Origin of the sequence: Proteus sp. TJ1640 (assembly GCF_003144445.1) — a bacterium.
GTDB classification, from domain to species: Bacteria; Pseudomonadota; Gammaproteobacteria; order Enterobacterales; family Enterobacteriaceae; genus Proteus; species Proteus penneri.
In genome coordinates this window covers 229,047-251,374 of the sequence record NZ_PENY01000021.1, presented here as the reverse complement: position 1 = coordinate 251,374, position 22,328 = coordinate 229,047, and the positions used below count along the sequence as shown (strand labels likewise).

General features: G+C 38.3%; 26 protein-coding genes. 9 read left to right on the top strand and 17 right to left on the bottom strand.

Going from position 1 to position 22,328, the window contains the following annotated elements; translation table 11 throughout:
• The first annotated feature begins 1 nt into the window (after nucleotide 1).
• The 3 genes from DK861_RS08630 to DK861_RS08620 are packed head-to-tail and all read left to right on the top strand — an operon-like array spanning nucleotide 2 to nucleotide 2,413.
• On the top strand, nucleotides 2-766 hold the full coding sequence (locus DK861_RS08630) for a molecular chaperone (protein WP_072063254.1): 765 nt from the start codon (nucleotides 2-4) through the stop codon (nucleotides 764-766).
• 25 nt (nucleotides 767-791) lie between these two features.
• Nucleotides 792-1,865: a fimbrial protein gene (locus DK861_RS08625; RefSeq protein WP_006533482.1), complete on the top strand. Its 1,074-nt coding sequence runs from the start codon at nucleotides 792-794 to the stop codon at nucleotides 1,863-1,865.
• On the top strand, nucleotides 1,865-2,413 hold the full coding sequence (locus tag DK861_RS08620; protein WP_109399843.1) for a fimbrial protein: 549 nt from the start codon (nucleotides 1,865-1,867) through the stop codon (nucleotides 2,411-2,413). Before DK861_RS08625 ends, DK861_RS08620 begins: the two co-directional genes overlap by 1 nt.
• 8 nt (nucleotides 2,414-2,421) lie before the next feature.
• Here the strand turns inward: DK861_RS08620 and tadA are convergent, their stop codons facing one another.
• On the bottom strand, nucleotides 2,422-2,952 hold the full coding sequence (gene tadA / locus DK861_RS08615; protein ID WP_109399842.1) for a tRNA adenosine(34) deaminase TadA: 531 nt from the start codon (nucleotides 2,950-2,952) through the stop codon (nucleotides 2,422-2,424).
• A 354-nt stretch (nucleotides 2,953-3,306) separates the two neighbouring features.
• Between tadA and DK861_RS08610 the strand changes: the two genes are divergently transcribed.
• Complete coding sequence (locus tag DK861_RS08610; RefSeq protein WP_072063256.1) at nucleotides 3,307-3,567, top strand: YfhL family 4Fe-4S dicluster ferredoxin; 261 nt, start codon at nucleotides 3,307-3,309, stop codon at nucleotides 3,565-3,567.
• A gap of 40 nt (nucleotides 3,568-3,607) precedes the next feature.
• Here DK861_RS08610 and acpS read toward each other — a convergent pair whose 3' ends face one another.
• The 12 genes from acpS to DK861_RS08550 all read right to left on the bottom strand — a co-directional run bounded on the left by acpS (nucleotide 3,608) and on the right by DK861_RS08550 (nucleotide 14,190).
• Nucleotides 3,608-3,988, bottom strand: coding sequence for a holo-ACP synthase (gene acpS, locus DK861_RS08605; RefSeq protein ID WP_072063257.1), 381 nt, complete (start codon nucleotides 3,986-3,988; stop codon nucleotides 3,608-3,610).
• Entirely contained in the window at nucleotides 3,988-4,719 is a 732-nt protein-coding gene (gene pdxJ, locus DK861_RS08600; RefSeq protein ID WP_006533563.1) for a pyridoxine 5'-phosphate synthase, read from the bottom strand. Before pdxJ ends, acpS begins: the two co-directional genes overlap by 1 nt.
• A gap of 72 nt (nucleotides 4,720-4,791) precedes the next feature.
• Nucleotides 4,792-5,529, bottom strand: a complete 738-nt coding sequence (gene recO / locus DK861_RS08595) for a DNA repair protein RecO (RefSeq protein WP_109399841.1) — start codon at nucleotides 5,527-5,529, stop codon at nucleotides 4,792-4,794.
• Between the two features lie 9 nt (nucleotides 5,530-5,538).
• The gene (gene era, locus DK861_RS08590; RefSeq protein ID WP_072063259.1) at nucleotides 5,539-6,447 is read right to left on the bottom strand and encodes a GTPase Era; all 909 of its coding nucleotides are present in this window, start codon (nucleotides 6,445-6,447) and stop codon (nucleotides 5,539-5,541) included.
• A complete protein-coding gene (gene rnc, locus DK861_RS08585; RefSeq protein ID WP_072063260.1) occupies nucleotides 6,444-7,124 on the bottom strand; it encodes a ribonuclease III in 681 nt (226 codons plus the stop codon). The genes era and rnc overlap by 4 nt, the downstream gene beginning before the upstream one ends.
• Before the next feature lie 194 nt (nucleotides 7,125-7,318).
• A complete protein-coding gene (gene lepB, locus DK861_RS08580) occupies nucleotides 7,319-8,290 on the bottom strand; it encodes a signal peptidase I (protein ID WP_109399840.1) in 972 nt (323 codons plus the stop codon).
• A gap of 14 nt (nucleotides 8,291-8,304) precedes the next feature.
• Nucleotides 8,305-10,101, bottom strand: a complete 1,797-nt coding sequence (lepA, locus tag DK861_RS08575) for a translation elongation factor 4 (RefSeq protein ID WP_072063262.1) — start codon at nucleotides 10,099-10,101, stop codon at nucleotides 8,305-8,307.
• A 301-nt stretch (nucleotides 10,102-10,402) separates the two neighbouring features.
• Nucleotides 10,403-10,867: a SoxR-reducing system protein RseC gene (gene rseC / locus DK861_RS08570; RefSeq protein WP_006533571.1), complete on the bottom strand. Its 465-nt coding sequence runs from the start codon at nucleotides 10,865-10,867 to the stop codon at nucleotides 10,403-10,405.
• A gap of 12 nt (nucleotides 10,868-10,879) precedes the next feature.
• Complete coding sequence (gene rseB, locus DK861_RS08565; protein WP_109399839.1) at nucleotides 10,880-11,848, bottom strand: sigma-E factor regulatory protein RseB; 969 nt, start codon at nucleotides 11,846-11,848, stop codon at nucleotides 10,880-10,882.
• Between the two features lie 47 nt (nucleotides 11,849-11,895).
• On the bottom strand, nucleotides 11,896-12,522 hold the full coding sequence (gene rseA, locus DK861_RS08560; RefSeq protein WP_202608224.1) for an anti-sigma-E factor RseA: 627 nt from the start codon (nucleotides 12,520-12,522) through the stop codon (nucleotides 11,896-11,898).
• A gap of 38 nt (nucleotides 12,523-12,560) precedes the next feature.
• Nucleotides 12,561-13,139 (bottom strand): RNA polymerase sigma factor RpoE, encoded by a 579-nt coding sequence (rpoE, locus tag DK861_RS08555; protein WP_006533574.1) that lies wholly within the window; start codon nucleotides 13,137-13,139, stop codon nucleotides 12,561-12,563.
• A gap of 295 nt (nucleotides 13,140-13,434) precedes the next feature.
• Entirely contained in the window at nucleotides 13,435-14,190 is a 756-nt protein-coding gene (locus tag DK861_RS08550) for a tRNA1(Val) (adenine(37)-N6)-methyltransferase (RefSeq protein WP_109399838.1), read from the bottom strand.
• Nucleotides 14,191-14,453: 263 nt separating this feature from the next.
• Here DK861_RS08550 and srmB point away from each other — a divergent pair, with 263 nt between their 5' ends.
• Nucleotides 14,454-15,818, top strand: a complete 1,365-nt coding sequence (gene srmB / locus DK861_RS08545) for an ATP-dependent RNA helicase SrmB (RefSeq protein WP_072063266.1) — start codon at nucleotides 14,454-14,456, stop codon at nucleotides 15,816-15,818.
• Between the two features lie 144 nt (nucleotides 15,819-15,962).
• On the opposite strand, the gene grcA is transcribed toward srmB, so the two are convergent.
• Nucleotides 15,963-16,346: an autonomous glycyl radical cofactor GrcA gene (gene grcA / locus DK861_RS08540; protein ID WP_023581591.1), complete on the bottom strand. Its 384-nt coding sequence runs from the start codon at nucleotides 16,344-16,346 to the stop codon at nucleotides 15,963-15,965.
• Between the two features lie 335 nt (nucleotides 16,347-16,681).
• On the opposite strand from grcA, the gene ung reads away from it, so the two are divergent.
• A complete protein-coding gene (gene ung, locus DK861_RS08530) occupies nucleotides 16,682-17,362 on the top strand; it encodes a uracil-DNA glycosylase (protein ID WP_006533579.1) in 681 nt (226 codons plus the stop codon).
• Between the two features lie 117 nt (nucleotides 17,363-17,479).
• Here ung and grpE read toward each other — a convergent pair whose 3' ends face one another.
• Nucleotides 17,480-18,091: a nucleotide exchange factor GrpE gene (gene grpE / locus DK861_RS08525; RefSeq protein WP_109399836.1), complete on the bottom strand. Its 612-nt coding sequence runs from the start codon at nucleotides 18,089-18,091 to the stop codon at nucleotides 17,480-17,482.
• A 100-nt stretch (nucleotides 18,092-18,191) separates the two neighbouring features.
• On the opposite strand from grpE, the gene nadK reads away from it, so the two are divergent.
• The 3 genes from nadK (at nucleotide 18,192) to bamE (ending at nucleotide 21,316) form a co-directional block, all read left to right on the top strand.
• Nucleotides 18,192-19,091 carry an NAD(+) kinase gene (nadK, locus tag DK861_RS08520; protein WP_109399835.1) on the top strand — a complete coding sequence of 300 codons (900 nt, stop codon included), beginning with the start codon at nucleotides 18,192-18,194 and terminating at the stop codon, nucleotides 19,089-19,091.
• Nucleotides 19,092-19,178: 87 nt separating this feature from the next.
• Nucleotides 19,179-20,840: a DNA repair protein RecN gene (recN, locus tag DK861_RS08515; protein WP_109399834.1), complete on the top strand. Its 1,662-nt coding sequence runs from the start codon at nucleotides 19,179-19,181 to the stop codon at nucleotides 20,838-20,840.
• A 113-nt stretch (nucleotides 20,841-20,953) separates the two neighbouring features.
• The gene (bamE, locus tag DK861_RS08510) at nucleotides 20,954-21,316 is read left to right on the top strand and encodes an outer membrane protein assembly factor BamE (protein ID WP_006533585.1); all 363 of its coding nucleotides are present in this window, start codon (nucleotides 20,954-20,956) and stop codon (nucleotides 21,314-21,316) included.
• 206 nt (nucleotides 21,317-21,522) lie between these two features.
• Here the strand turns inward: bamE and DK861_RS08505 are convergent, their stop codons facing one another.
• Nucleotides 21,523-21,816, bottom strand: coding sequence for an RnfH family protein (locus DK861_RS08505; RefSeq protein ID WP_006533587.1), 294 nt, complete (start codon nucleotides 21,814-21,816; stop codon nucleotides 21,523-21,525).
• A complete protein-coding gene (locus tag DK861_RS08500) occupies nucleotides 21,809-22,243 on the bottom strand; it encodes an SRPBCC family protein (protein WP_006533588.1) in 435 nt (144 codons plus the stop codon). The genes DK861_RS08505 and DK861_RS08500 overlap by 8 nt, the downstream gene beginning before the upstream one ends.
• Between the last annotated feature and the right edge of the window lie 85 nt (nucleotides 22,244-22,328).

Genomic DNA, 22,328 nt, shown 5'->3' with positions numbered 1-22,328 from the left:
TATGAACTCATTCAACACACTCAAAACGCTTTTTTGTGGCTCATTAATTGCACTCAGCATAGTGAGTACGACTCAAGCGGGCGTGTCATTAGATAGAACTCGCGTTGTGCTTATGGGCAACGAAAACTCAGCGAGTGTAAACTTAAAAAATACTAGCCCTGATATTCCTTTTTTAGCGCAATCATGGGTTGAAAATGAACACGGACAAAAAATCGCATCTCCTTTAGTGGCGTTACCGCCCTTACAGCGTCTTGATGGTGACCAAAAAGGTGTTGTCAGAATTACCAAAACAGCAGAAATTGGGCTTTTGCCACAAGATAGAGAATCATTGTTTTATTTAAATGTTCGTGAAATTCCTCCGGCACCAAAACAAGCGAATGTGTTGCAAATGGCAATGCAGTCTCGCATTAAATTATTCTACCGCCCAACTGCTATTATTCCTGAAAAACCGGGCATGATTTGGCAAGACCAATTAGTATTTAAAAAACAAGGTAATCAATTTATTGCCGAAAACCCAACACCTTACTACATCACAATTATTGGGCTTTCTAATAAATTGAATGGTGAAGATAGCGATAAGTTAACCACTTTTCCTGGTTTAATGGTTGCGCCTAAATCATCACTGGAAATTCCAGTTAAAACGAGTAACGTCAATCAATTTTACATGATGTATGTAAATGATTACGGTGGGCATCCAGAATTAAAATTTGTTTGCCAACAAAATAGCTGTAAAGCAGCACCGAAAGACCAACAACCAAAATATTAATTAACTTGACGCCGGTAGGAATAAAATGCAATTAAATAAAAAAAACATTCATTCCAAATCAGTAATGCTATTTTTTACCGGCATTTTCTCATTAATGCCAATTTCAGCTATGGCTTATCTACAAGGGGAGGTAACAACCAATGGCGGACCTAATATTTTTTATGCTGCATTAGATAACACAACGTTCCCTAATAATCGAGCAGGTGAAACAACGACGGTTAGATTTTCCTTGCCAGATCGCTATGATGGTACGGTACATTGCCCTAGCACAAATATTGATAAAAGAGCATTAACTTACTTTAAAGCAACAACCGACTTAATTCCTGTTGGTGGCAATTTTTATCAATTAAATGAATACGTAGATGTTCGTATTAAATTTGAAATTTGGGGTCCAGATCCTCTCCCTACTGTCCCTTTTGAAAATAAAGAAAATAAAAGAAATAATCTGCAAGGTTGTACAAGACCTAATTCTCCCAAACCTCATATCGCATCAGGTAGCAGTGGAGAACTTACTTTCCGTTTAAGAAAACCGATTATTAACGGAGTAAGCTTAAATGGTCAATCTCTTGCACAAATGTATGCCATGGTAAGCTACAGAAACAAGCCGACAGAATATGGTAACGAACCTATATCTAAACTGATTATTACATCAGGGATCATCACAACTGAAGATAAATGTATCTTTAATAACGGTTCCCCAATTACCTTTGATTTTGGCAATGTTGGTAATACTTCTGACTATTTGAATGGCCAAAACTACAAGATCACACGCAATATTCCAATAAAATGTGAAGGTGGTAGTTTTACTAATCCTAACAGTCGAATTATGTTTAAAATTCAAACAGGAAGCTCAGGTATCGCTAGTTTTAATCCTAATTATCTTGGTACCACAGGACCTGTAGATAGGACAAATCTGGGGATTGTTTTAAGAGACAAATCAGGAGCGATTGTGCCACCTAATCAATATTTTTCTGTCGGGAAGCTGAATAATTTTAAAGGTAATTGGGAAGTTACTGCGGCTCCCATTGCAAAAACAGGTAGCAAAATTACAGAAGGCGAGTTTTCAGCACATGCCACATTAGTTGCGGAGTTTATGTAATGGGAAATCCAATAATAAAATCTGCTATTTCTCTTTTATTGTTACTATCACCTTCTGCCTTTGCTACTACAGAGCTTATTGGCGGTGATATGGAGTTTAAAGGCGTTGTAGTTGCACATGGTTGTACCATAGTTGCTGGTGATGAAAATAAAGTAATCGATTTTAAGCAGATATCCGCCAAAGATCTCTATACCTTTCAAAAAAGTGAACCCATTGCTTTTAGTATTAGTTTAGAAAATTGCAGCCAAGACATTTATAAAAGTGTCACAATTACACTTGATGGGAAAGAGCATCCGACTATGTCGAATCATCTTGCTGTTGTTGGTACAGGATCTGAAGATCCTAAAAGTATTGGAATTGTATTTACTGATATGCAACGCAATATAATTCAATTAAAAAAACCGAGCTCAACTCAACTTCTTAATAATAAACGTATTCAGTTTAATTTTATGACATATGTTGAAGCATCACCCTCTGCGCTGAAAAATCAAACATTGCTAACAGGCCCTTTCCAAGCACAAGCAACCTATACCCTTAATTATCAGTAAACAAATAGCTATTCTTTTGTTGCTTGCTCTGTATTTGCTAAAACTGGACTATTATTTTGCTTTTTAAGTTGTTTCTTTTCAGCCCTTCTCATCTTAAAAAATTGGCTTAAAAGCTGTGAACACTCTTCACCTAATACACCTGAAGTTATCTCAACTTTATGGTTCATGCCGGGATGCTGTAAGATATCAATAAATGAGCCCGCTGCACCTGTTTTTAAATCTGAGGCGCCATAAACCACGCGTTTTACACGGCTATGTACAATCGCGCCAGCACACATCACACAAGGTTCGAGAGTAATATAGAGAGTAGCATCGAGGAGACGATAATTTTGCAAATGCTTCCCACCTTTGCGTAATGCCATAATCTCTGCATGTGCTGTAGGATCGTTACCGATAATTGAATGATTCCACCCTTTAGCAATGATTTTATTATCGACGACTAATACCGCGCCCACCGGAATTTCGCCTATCTCTTGTGCTTTGTGCGCTTGTTCAATCGCTTTATGCATCCAATAAATATCATCTTTAACTTTATTCACAAGGATATCTCTTCATTATCATATAGCGGGATATTGTACCCTGTTTTCTATTGATAACTAAAGAGATTGTCTTGTATTGTTTATGACAAATATCGTGAAGATTAACTTTTAGTTTCTTCTTCACATAATCTGATAGGTCATTTGAATGATGTTACTTTAGGAAATGCCCTAGAAATGGTAATCTTACCTTCCTTTGCTTATCTCTCACTAAGCAAGAGAATCTAGGCGATATCCCTATTTGAATGATAAAGCACTACTTTATTGGATATAGCAACACAAAACTGATAGATGGTAACATATAAGTGCAAGATATAAGTTACTGAAATTTAATAATTTATATATTAAGTGACTGATATGGCTTTACTAATTACAAAGAAATGCATCAACTGTGATATGTGTGAACCAGAGTGCCCGAATGATGCTATTTCAATGGGGGATGATATTTATGAAATTAATCCTGATCTTTGCACTGAATGTGTAGGACATTACGATAAACCAACTTGCCAATCGGTTTGTCCGATTACCAATACGATCATCACTGATCCTACTCATATTGAATCTCAAGATGAATTATGGGAAAAATTTGTGTTGATCCACCACGCAGATAAGATCTAAATTTTAATCGATGATTTTGTGGGTGATAAATCTAAGAGAGCTATTTTTCTAAAATAACTGTCGCACAAGCATAACGCTGTTCATCAGCAAGTGTTACGTGAACAGAGTTTATCCCCGCTTTCTCCGCCATCTCTTTTGCAACTGCTAAAAAATGCAATGTGGGTTTACCTAACTCATCATTACGCACTTCAAAATGATTAAAAGCCAATCCTAAACGGATACCTGTTCCTAATGCTTTTGCCGCAGCCTCTTTTACTGCAAACCGCTTAGCTAAAAAGCGAATTGGCTGTTTATGGGTTTGATAGATTTCCCATTCCGTTTCAGTAAGGATGCGACGAGCAAGGCGTTCACCAGAACGCCCTATAATATCTTCAATGCGTGATATCTCGACGATATCCATACCTAAGCCAACAATAGCCATTAACGACGCGCTTCTCGCATTAAGCGTTTCATTTCTTCAACCGCTGGTGCTAATCCACTAAATACGGCTCTACCAATAATTGCATGGCCAATATTCAGTTCATAAAGTTCAGGTAATGCAGCAATACGTTGTACATTGTGGTAATGCAAGCCATGTCCTGCATTCACTTTTAAGCCTTTAGATGCGGCATAAGTCACTGCATCACGTATACGCATAAACTCTTTTTCTTGAGCCATTTCATCTTCAGCGTCAGCATAAGCACCAGTGTGGATCTCAATAAAAGGCGCGCCAACACGGTCGGCTGCATTAATTTGTTCATGGTCAGGGTCAATAAACAGAGAAACTTTGATACCTGCTAAAGATAAGCGTTTAATGGCATCTGCAACTTTTGCTTCATTGCCAACAACATCTAAACCACCTTCTGTTGTCACTTCTTGGCGTTTTTCAGGTACTAAACAGCAAAAATCGGGCTGAGTTTGACAAGCTATCTCGATCATCTCTTCAGTGACTGCCATTTCCAGATTTAATCTTGTCTGCACTGTTTGGCTTATCAGCATTAAATCGCGATCAGTGATATGACGTCTATCTTCACGTAAATGAATAGTAATACCATCAGCACCAGCTTGTTCTGCAATAAAAGCCGCTTGAACAGGATCGGGATACGTTGTGCCTCGGGCATTACGAAGGGTGGCGATGTGGTCAATATTAACACCAAGTAGAATATCAGACATGCTCTTCTCCTGAAAAATAACGTTGCATTACCTTAGTTTACACATTCCATTGAGAAGAAAAAGACAATATTACTATTCTGCCTTCAATGCTTTTTCCTTTGGGGATTTTTTAATGGCAAATTGTCTAAAAAGTTCTCTACTTTTTAATGGTTTTCCGCCTAAGTAAGGCTTCAATGCCATTCGAGTAAACCTTTTTGCCGCTTTTAATGTTTCAGCAGTAGGAAATTCTCGACTAGCTAAGGATTTTAATTCAAATCCAGTAAAACTATTATGATCAACCACTAAACTCGCAATAAAACCTTTTTCTTCCCGATAACGATAGGTCATTGAATCGGAAACAGGCTCTCCACTTCCAGCACAATGTAGAAAATCTAAGCCATAGCCAAGCTGTGTTAATAACGCAAGTTCAAAGCGTCTTAGTGCGGCTTCGGGTGTGGTATCGCTAGCGGCAAGAATTTGCAAGCAGGAGAGGTATTCAAAAAAAAGTACACTGTAAGACGTACCATTTTCTAAAACCCGAGACAATAACTCATTAAGATACAAGCCACTGTATAGTACAGAGCCTGTCAGTGGTAATGCTAAAGAGATAGGTTCAGCATCACGAAGTGTTTTTATTTCTCCTCGCCCACTCCAACGAATGAGCAGAGGAGTAAAAGGTTGTAGTGCCCCTTTTAAGGGTGAACGACGGCCTCGCGCACCTTTTGACAAGATGCGTACTCGCCCTTCATTTTCAGTGAAAAAATCGAGTAATAAACTTGTTTCACTGTAAGGTCGAGCATGGATAACGAATGCACGTTGCCAGCCATCCACTTTAGTTACCTACTTTAAATCGTCCACATAGCCGAGACTGCGTAAAGCACGCTCATCATCAGCCCAGCCAGCTTTGACTTTCACCCAAAGTTCTAAGTGAACTTTGTTTTCAAATAAGTCTTCCATATCCATACGGGCTTCAGTGCCAATTTTCTTGATTTTCGCACCTTTATTACCAATAACCATTTTCTTCTGGCCTTCACGCTCAACCAGAATTAATCCGTGGATATCATAACCACCACGCTCATTGGTAACAAATTGCTCAATTTCAACAGTAACAGAATAAGGTAATTCTTCACCCAAAAAGCGCATCAATTTCTCACGAATAATTTCTGAAGCCATAAAGCGCTGAGAGCGATCAGTAATATAATCTTCAGGAAAATGATGCGTAGCTTCTGGTAAACAATTACGCACGATTTTGGCTATCGTATCGACATTCATGTCTTTTTCAGCACTGATTGGTACGACATCAAGAAAATCCATTTGTTGGCTTAAAAAACCAATGTGTGGAAGTAACTTGGTTTTATCAATCACGTTATCCACTTTATTAATTGCTAATAAAACAGGGCAACGTAATGATTTTAATTTGTTCAATACCATTTCGTCGTCAGGCGTCCAGTTGGTGCCCTCAACAACGAAAATAACTAATTCAACATCACCAATCGAGCTGCTTGCTGCGCGGTTCATTAGTCTGTTGATGGCTCGCTTTTCTTCAATATGCAAACCTGGTGTATCCACATAAATTGCTTGGTAAGCACCATCTGTATCAATACCCATAATACGATGGCGCGTAGTTTGCGGTTTACGTGATGTAATAGAAACTTTCTGCCCCAGTAATTGGTTCAGTAGTGTTGATTTTCCCACATTTGGGCGACCGACTATCGCAATAAATCCGCAATAGGTTTGTTCTTCGCTCATTCAAGCTCCAGTTGTATTAATGCCTGTTCAGCAGCGGCCTGTTCAGCTTTACGACGACTCGTACCCATCCCTTTGACAGGTTGTTCGATACCGCTTATCTGACAATGGATCGTAAACTCTTGATCATGGGCTTCACCACGAACCTGTACCACATTATAAGAAGGTAATGGTAAATGACGGCCTTGTAGATATTCTTGCAAACGAGTTTTAGGATCTTTTTGCTTATCGCCCGGACTGATTTCAGCCAAACGATTTTCATACCAGTTTAAAATGATTTTTTCGATATTTTGAATATCACTATCAAGGAAAATTGCACCAATTAAAGCTTCCACCGTATCCGCTAAAATTGATTCACGACGAAAACCGCCGCTTTTTAATTCCCCAGGGCCTAAACGTAGACATTCGCCCAGTTCAAATTCACGCGCTAATTCAGCGAGCGTGTTTCCACGAACAAGCGTTGCTCTCATTCGACTCATATCCCCTTCATCAACACGAGGGAATCGATGATAGAGCGCGTTAGCAATCACATAGCTTAGAATTGAATCACCTAAAAATTCTAAACGTTCATTATGTTTACTGCTGGCACTACGATGCGTTAAAGCCTGTAGTAATAATTCATTTTGCGTAAAAGTATAGCCCAGTTTTTTTTGTAACTGGTTTACTAATAAAGTATTCATGTGCGATCAATTTCCATAACTTAATTTGAAGCACACGCAACAAATCTGTTTAAGACAACGAGATATTACCGAGTTGGATAACAGAACTGTTGCGTTTGCACTGGCTCCTGTGAATAACAGGAGCCAATCATATTAAAGAAGTGGCATATTCTACACTGAGATAGAAAGGAATGCTGTAGCTATTTTGTCAATAGTTACTTAATGCCACCGATACGACTGAGACGAACACCAGTAGGCCATTCATTCTCTACTTTTTCGAAGCTCATCCAGATTGTTGTCGCTTTACCGACTAAGTTTTTCTCTGGAACAAAGCCCCAGAAGCGACTATCTGAACTACCGTCTCGATTATCCCCCATCATAAAGTAATGACCTTCAGGAACAATCCACGTACCGACTGGTAATCCTGGTTGGATAAACTCGGGCATTGTCATATCACCCGGTATTGTCATAATACGGTGAGAGACTTTATCAATAGTTTCTACCCTTTCCTCTTCACGTAATTGAGTTGCTGTTGAAATAGGCTCCTCAATTGGAATGGATTTCATACCATTAATACGCTGGCCACCTGGTACATTTTGTAATAATAGCGTCCATTCACTTGGGTATGCAGTACCATAAGTTACTGATATTTCGTCATTACAAATGGCTTTATCACAATTTGGATAGATATGAAGTTTTTTCGACATCATATCATAAACAATTTTATCACCTGGTAATCCTATAACACGTTTAATAAAGTCAGTAGAAGGATCACGAGGATACTTAAATACTGCGATATCACCTCGTTTCGGCTTCCCTGTATTAATTAATGTGGTTTGCGTAATTGGATCTTTTAATCCATAAGCAAACTTTTCAACCAAGATAAAATCGCCAACTAACAAGGTTGGCATCATGGAGCGAGAAGGTATTTGAAACGGCTCATACACAAATGAACGCAGAACCAAAACAATAATCAAAACTGGGAATAAGGAGCCTAATGTCTCTGCCCAGCTTGGTTTATTAATTGATTTTGCTAACTCTTGCTGATCCTCGGACCCTTGCGTCATCTTTTGAAGACGCTTTAGTTTTGCTTTTCGGGCTGGCTTGAGCTTAAAGCGTTCAATTCCCCAAAAAACGCCTGTTATTAGCGTTGCCAGCGTTAGGATCAAGGCAAACGTGTTAGCCATGTTTTCTCCTTAAATTATTTATCTTTACCAACATGAAGAATGGCTAAAAACGCTTCTTGTGGTAGCTCTACGTTACCAATCTGCTTCATACGTTTTTTACCATCTTTCTGTTTCTGTAACAGTTTCTTCTTACGGCTAACGTCACCACCATAACATTTGGCTAATACGTTTTTACGTAACTGTTTAACAGTTGAACGAGCAATAATATGGTTGCCAATTGCCGCTTGGATGGCGATATCAAACTGTTGGCGTGGAATAAATTCTTTCATCTTTTCCACCAGCTCACGCCCACGATAAGGTGCATTATCGTTATGTGTAATCAATGCCAAAGCATCAACGCGATCACCATTAATCAAGACATCTACACGTACCATGTTAGAGCCTTGGAAACGAATAAAGTTATAGTCTAAAGAAGCATAACCGCGTGATGTTGATTTTAAGCGGTCAAAGAAATCTAATACCACTTCAGCCATCGGAATTTCATAAGTCAATGAAACCTGATTACCATGATAGACCATATTGGTTTGAACACCGCGTTTCTCGATACATAAAGTAATTACGTTACCTAAGTATTCTTGCGGTAATAACATATGACATTCAGCAATAGGTTCTCTGATTTCTTCAATATTATTTAGTGGAGGCAATTTAGATGGGCTATCCACTGATATAATATCGCCGTTAGTCATTTCAACTTCATAAACTACGGTTGGGGCAGTTGTAATCAGATCAAGGTCATATTCACGTTCTAAACGTTCTTGAATAATCTCCATATGAAGGAGACCCAAGAAACCACAACGGAAACCGAAACCTAACGCGGATGAGCTTTCTGGCTCATAAAATAATGACGCATCGTTTAAGCTTAATTTACCTAATGCATCACGGAATGATTCATAGTCATCAGAGCTAATTGGGAATAACCCCGCATAAACCTGTGGCTTAACTTTCTTAAAACCTGGTAAGGGTTTATCTGCTGGTTTTTGTGCCGCAGTTAAGGTATCCCCAACCGGCGCACCTAAAATATCTTTAATACCGCAAACAACCCAGCCGACTTCACCACAATTTAATGATGTAGTATCTATTTGTTTTGGCGTAAAAATACCAATACGGTCAATGTTATAAACCTGTCCCGTACTCATTACCTTAATTTTATCGCCTTTGCTGACTTTACCGTTTTTAACGCGGATCAGTGAAACAACCCCTAGGTAGTTATCAAACCAAGAGTCAATAATCAGTGCTTGCAATGGAGCTTCAGGATCACCCTCAGGTGCGGGAATTTCTTTCACAAGGCGTTCGATAACTTCTTTAACACCTATACCTGTTTTTGCGGAACAACGCACCGCATCTGTGGCATCAATCCCCACAATATCTTCAATTTCTTCAGCAACACGCTCAGGCTCTGCTGCTGGTAAATCTATTTTATTTAAAACTGGAACGACGGTGAGATCCATATCCATCGCGGTATAACAGTTTGCTAATGTTTGCGCTTCAACCCCTTGTCCTGCATCAACGACCAATAAGGCGCCTTCACACGCAGCAAGTGAACGAGATACTTCATAAGAGAAGTCAACGTGTCCTGGGGTATCGATAAAGTTAAGCTGATAAACTTCACCGTCATCTGCGGTGTAATTCAAGGTTACGCTTTGCGCTTTGATTGTAATACCACGTTCACGCTCAAGATCCATAGAATCAAGAACCTGCGCAGCCATTTCACGATCTGATAAGCCACCACAAATTTGAATAATTCGATCTGATAACGTCGATTTACCGTGGTCAATATGTGCGATAATGGAAAAGTTACGTATGTTTTTCATTCTGAAATTATTTTTCTCTATTGCTTTGCTCTATAAATCTGGCTTTGGAGTCATTCATGGACACAAAGCGAAAACTCTATATTGCAGGAGTTATTATTGATGACGCATTCTACACACTAGAGACATTATACTCAAAGAAACGTTCATCAAACACAAACATTTATGCTAAGACTTGCATTTATTTGTAATTTTTTGCGGGTAATTTCCAGATATAGAAACGCGTTAATTTAAGATAGATATTATTACAAAAGCAACATGGCAAAAATAATGGGGCAAATGCCCCATCTGTTTAATCAACCCATTATTTTTGAAATTGAACGCTAAGTTCATTCGGTGGAAGCCCTATTTGCAATACAATAGGTTCAAAACCTTCATCTTTACTCCACCAGGTCGCCACTTTTTTAGCAAATAAGAAACCAAGGACACCGCCCATAAGTCCACTGCAAAAAATAGCAAATTCACTGGAAAACCAAAGACCCGCAATGCCTGCAACAATAAATAAGCCAATAAGTGGCGTTAAATACACTAGCATTGCGGAAAGAAGTAGATTATTTTCAGGAATACCCACTTCCACTTTTTGCCCTTCGACTAAAGGTTGTGCGACGGGGAGTTCGAGTTGATGAACTGTCTCAGGCCCTATTTTATTTAATAAATAAGAGCCACATGCAGCCCGAGCTTGGCAACTACCACAGCCAGAAGACGATCCATAGCGTAATAACGCTCTTCCTTCATGCCAATGTATAACTGTTGCCCACTCTTTAACCATAACTTATACCTTTTACTTTTTCGTAAATACAACACTGTTGACTATCTTCTGTGCTGTAGAAAATGGTAATTGACCAATAAAGGTAATTTCATTTCCTTCTTTGTCATAGGTATAAATTGTATTACGACCATACCTCAACATTTTATCGCGTTCGGGCGAATTAACCTGTTGACCACTTTTATTAACATAAATGGAGAAGTCAAATAAACCGTCGCTAAATAAAATAGACTGACTAAACTCGGTTTCAGAAATCTGATGGTGACTACGTTTTACCTCTTTAAAACCCTCAGGCAATTGACTAACCGACCAGTTATAAACCAGAGGTTTAGCTTTTGGTACAAGTAATAAAGGTGGCATATTGACGGTACGTAACGAATTAAGTTCAGTTTCGACTTCACTCCCTTCATTAACTGTGATCACTCGAAATTGTTCAATGATGTCATTATTCTTATCTAATAAATCGACTCTTAACGGCAGATATCTCTCTTCATCAATAAACAAGACATAATCATAACGGTCATTATCTTTCGATAGTACTCGAACAACTCGGCTTGGAATATCACCAATATGCGTTCTACCTGCATCAATAAAATTATAATAATCTGATAATTCATTGAAATCTTGGTAAATGATAGAAGGGATATAATCAACGATATGATCATTTCTTAAGCTAAAAGCATCTAAGCCTGGTTCAAAGTAACTGATTTCATCACCACGTTGAACTATTTCACGGCGAGTACTATCCATTTGCATTAGTTGTGCAAGGGGTTTGCCATCAATAAGAGTATGACGATAGCGAATAGGAACAATACCTTGAGAATTGATATTGATAAAAGATAATTCATAGGTAGAAGTTTGACTTGTATGACCCATCTTTTGCAACAAAGCCTTGACACTACCTATTTGCGGTTGTGCCAAGGCTTGTATCGGCATTGACAGGCTGCCCACCAATAATAAGGTGGATAACCATGATTTTTTCATTACGACTGTTTCATTCCCACACGTTATTTATACATTCACATCTATTATTACTGTGTTACTACGGATTGAGTTTCACCTTGAGCACTAACTGGTGCTTCATTTTGTGGTGCATTATAGATACGACGATCTAACTCATACTGTTGCAACATTAATCCAAGGCGTTGATTACGCTCTTGTAAACGTGTTTGTTGGTCTTTACCTAAAGTATCGTTTTGAAGATTTAGGCTTACTGGTGAACCCGCCCCCATAATAGGTTGAGTATTAAATACTGGCGTATCTACTTGGAAATCTTCAGAACCACTTTTTCCATTATATTGCTGAACACCAACAATAACAGCTAATGAAACACAAGCCGCAACACCGATTTGAGTTAACTGACTTGCCCAAGGACGTAACGTTTGTAAGAAAGAGTGCTGACGCCATTGTGATGGCGCAGGTTGCTGCTCTTGTTGTTGTTCAGGACTTATGCGAACAGGTTCATTCTCTAAAGCGAGCGCAACGCGACTTGCGATATCAAAGTGGACTACTTCACCTACATCACCACGCATTGTGTCACGAATTAAATGGTAGCGTTGCCATGTCTCCTTCATGGAGTCATCACGAGCAATTGCACCCATTAATTCTTTATCAAGAACTTCGCCATCCATAAATGCAGAAAGTTTTTCTTTTTGCATGTAAAAGTACCCTTCAGTCAATGATGGTTCACCCACAATTAAAACTCTTGTATTAATGGTTGAACCTTATTATCAATAGCTTCTCGCGCCCTAAAAATACGTGAACGAACTGTTCCGACAGGGCAATCCATAATGACTGCTATCTCTTCATAGCTTAGTCCGTCAAGTTCCCGAAGTGTAATAGCAACCCTTAAATCTTCAGGTAATGACTCTATGGTGTGAAAAACCACTCTCCGTAACTCTTCAGACAACATTAAATTCTCAGGGTTCGAAATTTCTTTTAGTGCGTTTGGTGATTCGAAATTTTCCACATCACTTGCATCTAAATCATTCGAAGGCGGACGTCGCCCCTGTGCAACCAAATAATTTTTTGCTGTATTCACTGCAATACGATAAAGCCATGTATAAAAAGCACTATCTCCACGGAAAGAACCGATGGCTCGATAAGCTTTAATAAAGGCTTCTTGCGAAACATCTGGCACATCACCCTGTGGTACATAACGGGAAATCAGGCTTGCTACCTTGTGTTGATAGCGGATAACCAGCAAATTAAACGCTTTCTGGTCACCATTTTGTACCTTTTCAACCAACATTTGGTCCGTTAACTGCTCGCTCATTAGAGATGGACTCTCCCGAAGTCAAGCTTCGCACTATTTTTAAATGACTCCGTCATATTTACTCTCGTTATTCCTTCTCGTTTTTATGAGCTACAAGACTTAGAGCGAAAAAATAGTATGAAGTTCAATTCAATCATTATTTTAAGAGATGAATCACAAAAAAATTATCATGGTGATCACCAACCAAAATGCAATTTGCCAATAAAAAAACGATAACACAATGATATTATTTAAATATATACAATTACTTACAACAATATATATTATCCTAAATAATATATTATTAAATATAGATTTAATAATATAAATAAAAGTCAGTCACCCAAGATTGGAACTTATCGGTATAGTGCCCGTCATTATGACGAATAATAAGTTCATCTATACTGCATTCAACACAGCCTTGGTTTTGTCTTTGAAATGCTAACAAAATTCGATGATAAGGTTTATCTGCACTGTCTTTAATATTAACGCGTTTTACAACATTCCACTCTTTTTTTTCTGCAATTTCAATAAATTGCTCGCCAATAGAATAAGGCAATACAACACAGAATAAACCATCTTCGGTGATAAGTAATTGCGCACTATCCAATAATCCCTCATGCGTTAAGGTTTTGGTATAACGCGCTTGCTCACGAACATCATTACGACAAGCAATTGCTGGCTCAAAATAAGGAGGATTACTAACAATCAGATCATACTTATTTTGTGCTTGCTCTGCATAATGATGAATATCACTATGATAGATATGAATAAGTGAATGCCATTGTGACTCTTGGGCATTTTCCGTAGCTTGTAATGCCGCCTTTTCATCAAGTTCAATGCCATCAATACACTCAACTTTATTCGCTCGTTGAGCTAGCATTAATGCAATTAAGCCACTCCCAGTACCAATATCAAGTGCTCTTTTTATATTATTAATAGGCGCCCAAGCCCCTAATAAAACACCATCTGTACCTACTTTCATTTCACACTTATCATGAGCAACAAAAAATTGTTTAAATGTAAAACCACCTTTGCGTAATCCCGCTTTTTTCACTTTCTTTTGATTCATCTATAGACTCTATTGATTCGCCTTACTATCTCTTTTTATTACTTATCATTCATGTCATTGAAAAAGAGATATATGGTATGATAACGCTTCTGCAACCCCTATCTTAACATTAAACTATTTGTATACGATGCACGCTTATTTAGATTAAGTCTAAAAACAACGAATACCTTCGTCTATCGGTAATATATAATGTGATAGCGGTAAATCCTCTGGCTTTTAGCGGGGGATAATGTCAAAATCCGCGCCCTAAACAGAGGTATACAATGACAGCCACGACATTTTCCAGTCTTGAACTTGATGAAAGTTTATTGACCGCATTAGAAGAAAAAGGATATCAACGTCCTACTGCAATTCAAGCAGATGCTATTCCAGCAGCAATGGATGGACGTGATATTTTAGGCTCTGCGCCAACAGGCACAGGGAAAACTGCGGCATTTTTACTTCCGGCAATTCAACACTTGCTTGATTATCCACGTAAAAAATCAGGCCCGCCGCGTATTCTTATCCTAACGCCAACACGCGAACTTGCTATGCAAGTTGCCGAGCAGGCAAAAGAATTATGTGCGCACACACATTTAGATATCGCCACAATCACCGGCGGTGTTGCTTATATGAATCACGCTGAGGTTTTTAGCGAGAACCAAGATATCGTTGTTGCAACTACAGGTCGTTTATTACAGTACATCAAAGAAGAAAACTTTGACTGCCGTGCGGTAGAAATGCTGATTTTAGATGAAGCAGACCGCATGTTAGATATGGGTTTTGCTAATGATATCGAAACTATTGCAGGCGAAACTCGCTGGCGCAAACAGACATTACTATTCTCAGCAACACTAGAAGGTAATGCGGTTATTGATTTTGCACAGCGTATCCTCAACGAACCGGTTGAACTAAACGCCGATCCATCTCGCCGCGAACGTAAAAAAATTCAGCAGTTCTATTATCATGCTGATAATCTTGAACATAAAACCGCATTACTTGCTGCATTATTGAAGCAAAACGATGTTAAAAAATCGATTGTCTTTGTTCGTAAAAGAGAGCGAGTAAGAGAGCTTGTCACTGCATTAGAAAAACAAGGTATTAAATGTAGCTACCTTGAAGGTGAAATGGCGCAAACACAGCGTAACGATGCGATCAAACGTTTAGAATCAGGCAAAATGAATGTGCTTGTTGCCACCGACGTTGCTTCTCGTGGCCTTGATCTAGATGACATCACACACGTTTTCAACTTTGACTTACCTCGTACTGCCGATGTTTACTTGCATCGTATTGGTCGTACAGGACGTGCGGGTCGTAAAGGTATCGCAATTTCATTAGTTGAAGCTCACGATCACCCATTATTAGGTAAAATTGGCCGTTATGTTCAAGAACCCATTAAATATCGTGTTATTGCTGAACTACGTCCAGAAACCAAAGCACCAAGCCTGAAAGCAACATTCAAACCTTCTAAAAAAGTGCTTGCTAAACGCAAAGCGAAAAAAGAAGAAGAGAAAAAAGCAGTTAAAGAAAAAGTACGGACTCGCGATCGTAAAAATATTGGTAAACGTCGCAAAGCAGTTGCTAAGCATACAGAAAAAAATGTTGCTCCTACTGCACCAGCAAAAGAAACGAATACTGATAACGAATAATCTGTATTCTTTATGATGTTATAAAAAACCGTAGCTATATAATAGTTACGGTTTTTTGTTATTTTATCTTTTTTCTTATTTTATATAAAAAAAGCCCGATATTTTCATATCGAGCTTATTATTAACTTATTACTTTAGTGAAAATTACAGGCTTTCTGTGAAAGTACGAGTAATAACATCACGTTGTTGTTCTGGGGTCAGTGAGTTAAAACGCACTGCATAACCAGAAACACGAATAGTTAATTGCGGATATTTCTCAGGATTGTTAACAGCATCTTCCAGTGTTTCGCGGCTTAATACGTTAACGTTAAGGTGTTGACCACCTTCTACACGAACAACCGGTTTAGATTCTACAGGTACTTCACGGTATTCGATATTACCTAACTCTTTACGGTTAATCACTTGGCCTTCTTCAAAGCCTTTTTTAGCACAGATGCAACGAGCTTCGCCGTTTTCATCATCTAACAACCAGAAAGAGTGTAATAAATCGTCGTTATCAGCTTTAGTAATTTGGATACCAGTAATCATTTCGACCTCCAATTTGGGCGCAAAATCAAATTCTAATCTCATATCAGAACTTGGGTATTTGGTCTAACCAATGTTTCTGTCTACTTATATACCAGTATAAATGGTGCCATTCTTTGATAAATATCAATAAAATTCATAAGCACTTTACCCACCAAGGCGCAAAGTGTTGTTTTAAATCAATTATTATTAAAAGCTAACTTGCAATTTTTTTTGTAAATTTTCAAAGAAAAGTTGAGGAATCAATTAATTTTTTATTTTTAGTCCGTAATATTTTCATTCCCCTGATGAAATCGGTAAGCTTAGACACGATAAGATATCAACAAGGATTTTAGGTTATGACTGCACCATTAACTTGGCATGATGTGATAGGCGCTGAAAAAGAAAAGCCTTACTTTCATCAAATTATGTCTCAAGTCGCACAACAAAGAGCCGCAGGTAAAATTATTTATCCTCCTCAAGAAGATATTTTTAATGCTTTTCGTTTTACGCCTTTTGATAATGTAAATGTCGTTATTTTAGGACAAGACCCTTATCACGGTCCTAATCAAGCTCATGGGCTCTCTTTCTCAGTACGACCAGGCGTACCAGCCCCTCCTTCATTAGTCAATATGTATAAAGAGCTTGAAAAAGAATACCCTGATTTTAAACGCCCCAACCATGGCTATTTAGAAAGTTGGGCAAAACAAGGCGTTTTATTGCTTAATACCGTATTGACCGTAGAGAAAGGCCAAGCACATTCTCACGCTAATTATGGTTGGGAAATATTTACAGATGCTGTTATTGAGCAGATTAATCAACGTAGAGAAGGTGTTATTTTCCTACTTTGGGGCGCACATGCTCAGAAAAAAGGCCGTTTTATTGATACAAATAAACACGTTATTTTAAAAGCACCTCATCCATCACCACTTTCTGCTCATAGAGGCTTTTTAGGCTGTGGTCATTTTAAACAGGCTAATGATATTTTACAGCAACAAGGCCGAACACCAATCAATTGGCATCTTGATCCTATTGAATAAAATCACTCTATAAAATATAAAACCGCACAATAACAAGAATATTAAATAATCTTCGTGTTGTGCGGTTTACTTTATCTACATGTAATAGCACATGTGATAACTAATGTTTTATTGATATTATTTAGAAACGATAACCATCGCTGGGCGCAATAAACGACCGTTTAAGGTATATCCTTTTTGCATAACATCGACAACATGATTAGATTCATGCTCAGGGCTATCGATTAAAGTCATCGCTTGGTGAACTTCTGGGTTAAATGCCACATTTTTTTCTTCAACGACTTCAATGCCAAATTTACGAACGGCATCTAAGAATGACTTCAGTGTTAACTCTAACCCTTCAATCATTGGCTTTAATGATTCATTTTCATGATCAGCCGCAGATAACGCACGCTCTAAATTATCAAGTACCGGCAATAACTCATTAGAAAATTTTTCAAGTGCAAATTTATGTGCTTTCTCAATATCCTGTTGAGTACGGCGACGCACATTTTCAACTTCTGCTAAAGCACGAGCCATGGCTTCACGCTCTGTTTTTTGAGATTGCTCTAGTTGTTTTTCAAGAGAATCAATACGCGCTAATGCTTCCACTAACTCCGCTTGAGCATTAAAGTCCGCTTGTGCTTCTTCAGTTGTTACTTGCTCTTGAGACTCATCCATTACAGATCCCATTCCTTCTTTTTCTTTTGAGACTTGCTCTTCATGTACATTTTGTTCTTTACTACTCATGAACATCTCCGCGTAGTTTTAGTATTCATCTTCATATTTAGTTTATTATGGGGATCAATAAACGGGTTTCAAGGAATTGGCGCAAAACGAGGGTAAAAAAATGCCAGATAATACCGTAACGGAAGAAAAACACTTTAAATGTATTGGCATTGTTGGTCATCCACGCCACCCCGAAGCAATTTCAACTCATGAAATGCTCTATCATTGGCTATTGGCTCAAGGCTATGACGTTATTATTGATACACAAGTTGCTCAAGAACTAAAGCTAGAAAATGCACAAACAGGTGATCTAACTCAAGTTGGTAAAGCAGCCGATCTGGTCATTGTTGTTGGTGGCGATGGCAATATGCTTGGGGCTGCACGTGTTTTATCTCGTTATAACATCAAAGTGATTGGTGTTAACCGGGGTAATTTAGGCTTTCTTACTGACCTTGATCCTGATAATGCCTTACAGCAATTAACCAATGTATTGGCTGGGCACTATCGTGAAGAAAAGCGTTTTTTACTTGAAGCACGCGTCTATGCAGAAGGTCAAAGAAATCGCATTGGTGCAGCAATCAATGAAGTCGTGCTTCATCCTGGTAAAGTGGCTCATATGATTGAGTTTGAGGTTTATATTGATGATCGTTTTGCTTTCTCTCAACGTTCTGATGGCTTAATTATTGCAACACCAACAGGATCAACAGCCTATTCACTTTCTGCGGGAGGACCTATCTTAACTCCAAATCTTGATGCTATTGCACTTGTCCCCATGTTTCCACATACCTTATCAGCACGGCCTTTGGTTATCAGCAGTGATAGCCAAATTCGCTTAAAATTCTCACAAACAAATATCGATTATGAAGTCAGTTGCGATAGCCAATTAGTGTTACCAATTAAAGAGGGTGATGAAGTTATTATTAAAAGAAGCCGTCAAAAGCTCAACTTAGTTCATCCGACTGATTATAATTATTTTAATACACTCAGCTCAAAATTGGGTTGGTCAAAAAAAATGTTCTAATTTTTGTGCCTCCCTACTTTACTGTATAAAAAACCAGTTTATACTGTATGTAATTACAGATATGTTTTTATACACAGGAGAGGCACTATGCTGACTCAATTAACCATTAGTCATTTTGCCATAGTCCGTGAACTTGAAATCGATTTTTCAGGTGGCATGACCACCATTACAGGCGAAACTGGCGCAGGTAAGTCTATTGCAATTGATGCTCTAGGTTTATGCTTAGGTAACCGTGGTGATGCTAATATGGTGCGCCCAGGTGCAACTAGAGCCGATTTATGTGCACGATTCTCACTCTCTGATACGCCATCAGCACAACATTGGCTTGAAGAACATCATCTTGATAATCATAACGAATGTCTATTAAGAAGGACTATCTCTGCTGATGGGCGTTCTCGTGGTTTTATCAACGGTACTTCCGTACCTCTTTCACAATTAAGAGAGCTTGGTTCCTTACTTATCCAAATTCATGGGCAACATGCTCACCAGCAACTTCTAGAACCTCGTTATCAAAAACAACTGCTAGATATCTATGCCCATGAACCTACTTTATTAAAAAACATGAAGTCGGCTTATCAAACATGGCATCAAAGCTGCCAAAATTTAGCCGCATTTCAACAACTCTCTTTAGAACGAGAAGCAAGGCAGCAGCTGGTTGATTACCACTTAAAAGAGCTCAATGAATTTCAGCCAGTACAAGGCGAATACCCTGAATTAGATCAAGAATATAAACGTCTTTCTAACTGCGGTCAGTTTTTGACGCTAAGTCAAAATAGTTTACAAATTTTAAGCGACAACGAAGAGCAAAACATTTTAAGTATGCTCAACGTGGCTAAACATGAAATTACTGAACTAACCTCTATGGAAGGTCAGTTCAATTCACTATTAGAGATGCTAGAAGAAGCTACCATTCAGATTAGTGAAGTGAGTGATGAACTTCGTCATTATAGCGATCGCTTAGAGATGGATCCTAATCGCTTATTTGAAGTCGAAAAACGTATGTCTAAGTACATTAGTTTGTCACGCAAACATCGCGTTGCACCTGAAGAACTTTATGATCTTCATCAGCAATTAATTGAAGAAAAAAATGCCTTACTTCGTCAAAATGACGACTGTGATGCCTTAATAGAACAAGTCAAAGCTGACCATTTAATTGCATTAGATGTCGCCAAAAAACTGCATCAAGTTCGCCAACAATATGCAAATGAGTTAAGTCAACTTATTACTAATAGTATGCATCAGTTATCAATGCCACATGGTTATTTTACTGTTGATACCTATTTTGATGACAGTTCATTGCAAATTGATGGTGCCACAAAGGTTGAATTTAATGTCACCACCAATCCAGGACAACCTCATCAAGCGCTTTCTAAAGTAGCTTCTGGTGGTGAGTTATCTCGCATTGCGCTCGCAATCCAAGTGATCACAGCAAAAAAAATGGATACACCAGCACTTATTTTTGATGAAGTTGATGTGGGTATCAGTGGTCCAACAGCAGCGATTGTGGGCAAATTGCTCCGTGAATTAGGTGAGTCAACTCAAGTGATGTGTGTCACTCACTTACCTCAAGTTGCAGGTTGTGGTCATCAACACTATTTCGTTAATAAAGAAACCAATGGTGAAGAGACAGAAACCACAATGAAACTATTATCGAAAAAAGAACGATTACAAGAGCTTGCCCGTTTATTAGCAGGAAGTGAAGTCACCAAAAATACCTTAGCAAATGCGAAAGATTTGTTGGCTGCATAACGATTAACAAACTTTTATTGATATTTAAGGTCATAGGCAGAGCGTGAAAGGTTTTCAATTGCTGCGTTGTCGATTATCATCGTCACTATGACCCTAAAAGGAATGTAATAACCATGCGTTTTAAACTGTTAAAAGTTGCCGCCTTATCTTTAGTCGTAATGACTTCAGGTTGCTCTATGTTCGAGAGACTGGTTTATCACCCAGATATCAATCAGGGAAATTATTTAACACCAGCCGAAGTCGCAAAAGTTCAGCAAGGAATGACACAGCAGCAAGTTCAATTTGCCCTTGGTACGCCAATGCTTAAAGATCCTTTCGGAAGCCAGACTTGGTATTATGTTTTCCGTGAAGAACCTGGTCATCAGAAAGTACGTCAAGAGACGCTCACCTTGACTTTTGATAGCAATGGCATACTGACTAAGATTGATAAGCAAGGCAATATGCCTAACTTCGCAGCACCTGAAACAAAATCGTAATACGATTACTGTGCTAAGAAGGCTTAGTTTTGTATAAGATTGGCAAAAACGAATTGCACCCCATACGTTAAATTTGACGTTGGGGTGTGTTTTTATAAAGAGGAATTGCTTTATAACAGTGTTGTCTTTTTATTGTATCTGACTGTAACCAAATGGCCTATCAACGCAGTATGTGACGCCCCTTTTATTATTGGGCAAACATAATATTAGTCCGCTTTTTGTCGCGCTTTTTCAGCACGCTTACGGCGCATTTCTTTAGGATCAGCAATTAAAGGTCGATAAATTTCAACTCTATCACCATCTCGCACATTATCGCTTAATTTTGCTGGTCGACTATAAATACCTACTTTATTCTTAGTTAAATCAATATCATTACAAATCGTTAAGATATTTGAAGCAATAATAGCTTGTTCAACAGTATCCCCTAATGTTAGTTCAACAGGGATAAGATACTGTTTGTCGGGCAACGCATAGGTTACTTCTACCCATATTTTAGTCACGATAAATCTCTTTCGCTCGGTGAGTAAATGCTTGAACCATATTGTTCGTTAAATCCTTAAAAATACGCCCAAAAGCCAACTCAATTAATTTATTAGTGAACTCAAAGTCTAGCTGAAATTCTATCTTACACGCATTATCATCAAGTGCGGTAAACACCCATCCCCCAGTCAATTTACGAAAGGGACCATCAACAAGACGCATATCAACACGTTCATTAGTCTTTAAAAAGTTATGGGTAGTAAATGTTTTACTAATTCCCGCTTTTGAAACATTTATTGATGCAATCATTTCTTCTGGTGTGCTTTTGATCAGTTTACTTCCAACGCATCCTGGTAGAAAATCAGGATAAGTAAGAACATCATTAACCAGTTTAAACATTTGCTCTGTACTAAAAGGGACGAGAGCAGATCGACTAATCTGAGGCATAGTTATTCCTGTACGACAACACTGTGTGGATCATATCATTGAACAGTGACTAATTAAAAATCTAATGGAATATAGCTTAAGTTTT

What these genes read in the sequence shown, in the direction of transcription:
- DK861_RS08610 (WP_072063256.1), top strand. Translation starts at nt 3,307, where the DNA reads ATGGCTTTACTAATTACAAAGAAATGCATCAACTGTGATATGTGTGAA.
- bamE (WP_006533585.1), top strand. Translation starts at nt 20,954, where the DNA reads ATGCGTTTTAAACTGTTAAAAGTTGCCGCCTTATCTTTAGTCGTAATG.
- pdxJ (WP_006533563.1), bottom strand. Translation starts at nt 4,719, where the DNA reads ATGTCTGATATTCTACTTGGTGTTAATATTGACCACATCGCCACCCTT.
- rnc (WP_072063260.1), bottom strand. Translation starts at nt 7,124, where the DNA reads ATGAATACTTTATTAGTAAACCAGTTACAAAAAAAACTGGGCTATACT.
- DK861_RS08500 (WP_006533588.1), bottom strand. Translation starts at nt 22,243, where the DNA reads ATGCCTCAGATTAGTCGATCTGCTCTCGTCCCTTTTAGTACAGAGCAA.
- rseC (WP_006533571.1), bottom strand. Translation starts at nt 10,867, where the DNA reads ATGGTTAAAGAGTGGGCAACAGTTATACATTGGCATGAAGGAAGAGCG.
- nadK (WP_109399835.1), top strand. Translation starts at nt 18,192, where the DNA reads ATGCCAGATAATACCGTAACGGAAGAAAAACACTTTAAATGTATTGGC.
- rseB (WP_109399839.1), bottom strand. Translation starts at nt 11,848, where the DNA reads ATGAAAAAATCATGGTTATCCACCTTATTATTGGTGGGCAGCCTGTCA.
- rseA (WP_202608224.1), bottom strand. Translation starts at nt 12,522, where the DNA reads ATGCAAAAAGAAAAACTTTCTGCATTTATGGATGGCGAAGTTCTTGAT.
- lepB (WP_109399840.1), bottom strand. Translation starts at nt 8,290, where the DNA reads ATGGCTAACACGTTTGCCTTGATCCTAACGCTGGCAACGCTAATAACA.
- grpE (WP_109399836.1), bottom strand. Translation starts at nt 18,091, where the DNA reads ATGAGTAGTAAAGAACAAAATGTACATGAAGAGCAAGTCTCAAAAGAA.
- grcA (WP_023581591.1), bottom strand. Translation starts at nt 16,346, where the DNA reads ATGATTACTGGTATCCAAATTACTAAAGCTGATAACGACGATTTATTA.
- DK861_RS08625 (WP_006533482.1), top strand. Translation starts at nt 792, where the DNA reads ATGCAATTAAATAAAAAAAACATTCATTCCAAATCAGTAATGCTATTT.
- era (WP_072063259.1), bottom strand. Translation starts at nt 6,447, where the DNA reads ATGAGCGAAGAACAAACCTATTGCGGATTTATTGCGATAGTCGGTCGC.
- rpoE (WP_006533574.1), bottom strand. Translation starts at nt 13,139, where the DNA reads ATGAGCGAGCAGTTAACGGACCAAATGTTGGTTGAAAAGGTACAAAAT.
- DK861_RS08550 (WP_109399838.1), bottom strand. Translation starts at nt 14,190, where the DNA reads ATGAATCAAAAGAAAGTGAAAAAAGCGGGATTACGCAAAGGTGGTTTT.
- recN (WP_109399834.1), top strand. Translation starts at nt 19,179, where the DNA reads ATGCTGACTCAATTAACCATTAGTCATTTTGCCATAGTCCGTGAACTT.
- DK861_RS08620 (WP_109399843.1), top strand. Translation starts at nt 1,865, where the DNA reads ATGGGAAATCCAATAATAAAATCTGCTATTTCTCTTTTATTGTTACTA.
- DK861_RS08630 (WP_072063254.1), top strand. Translation starts at nt 2, where the DNA reads ATGAACTCATTCAACACACTCAAAACGCTTTTTTGTGGCTCATTAATT.
- acpS (WP_072063257.1), bottom strand. Translation starts at nt 3,988, where the DNA reads ATGGCTATTGTTGGCTTAGGTATGGATATCGTCGAGATATCACGCATT.
- ung (WP_006533579.1), top strand. Translation starts at nt 16,682, where the DNA reads ATGACTGCACCATTAACTTGGCATGATGTGATAGGCGCTGAAAAAGAA.
- lepA (WP_072063262.1), bottom strand. Translation starts at nt 10,101, where the DNA reads ATGAAAAACATACGTAACTTTTCCATTATCGCACATATTGACCACGGT.
- srmB (WP_072063266.1), top strand. Translation starts at nt 14,454, where the DNA reads ATGACAGCCACGACATTTTCCAGTCTTGAACTTGATGAAAGTTTATTG.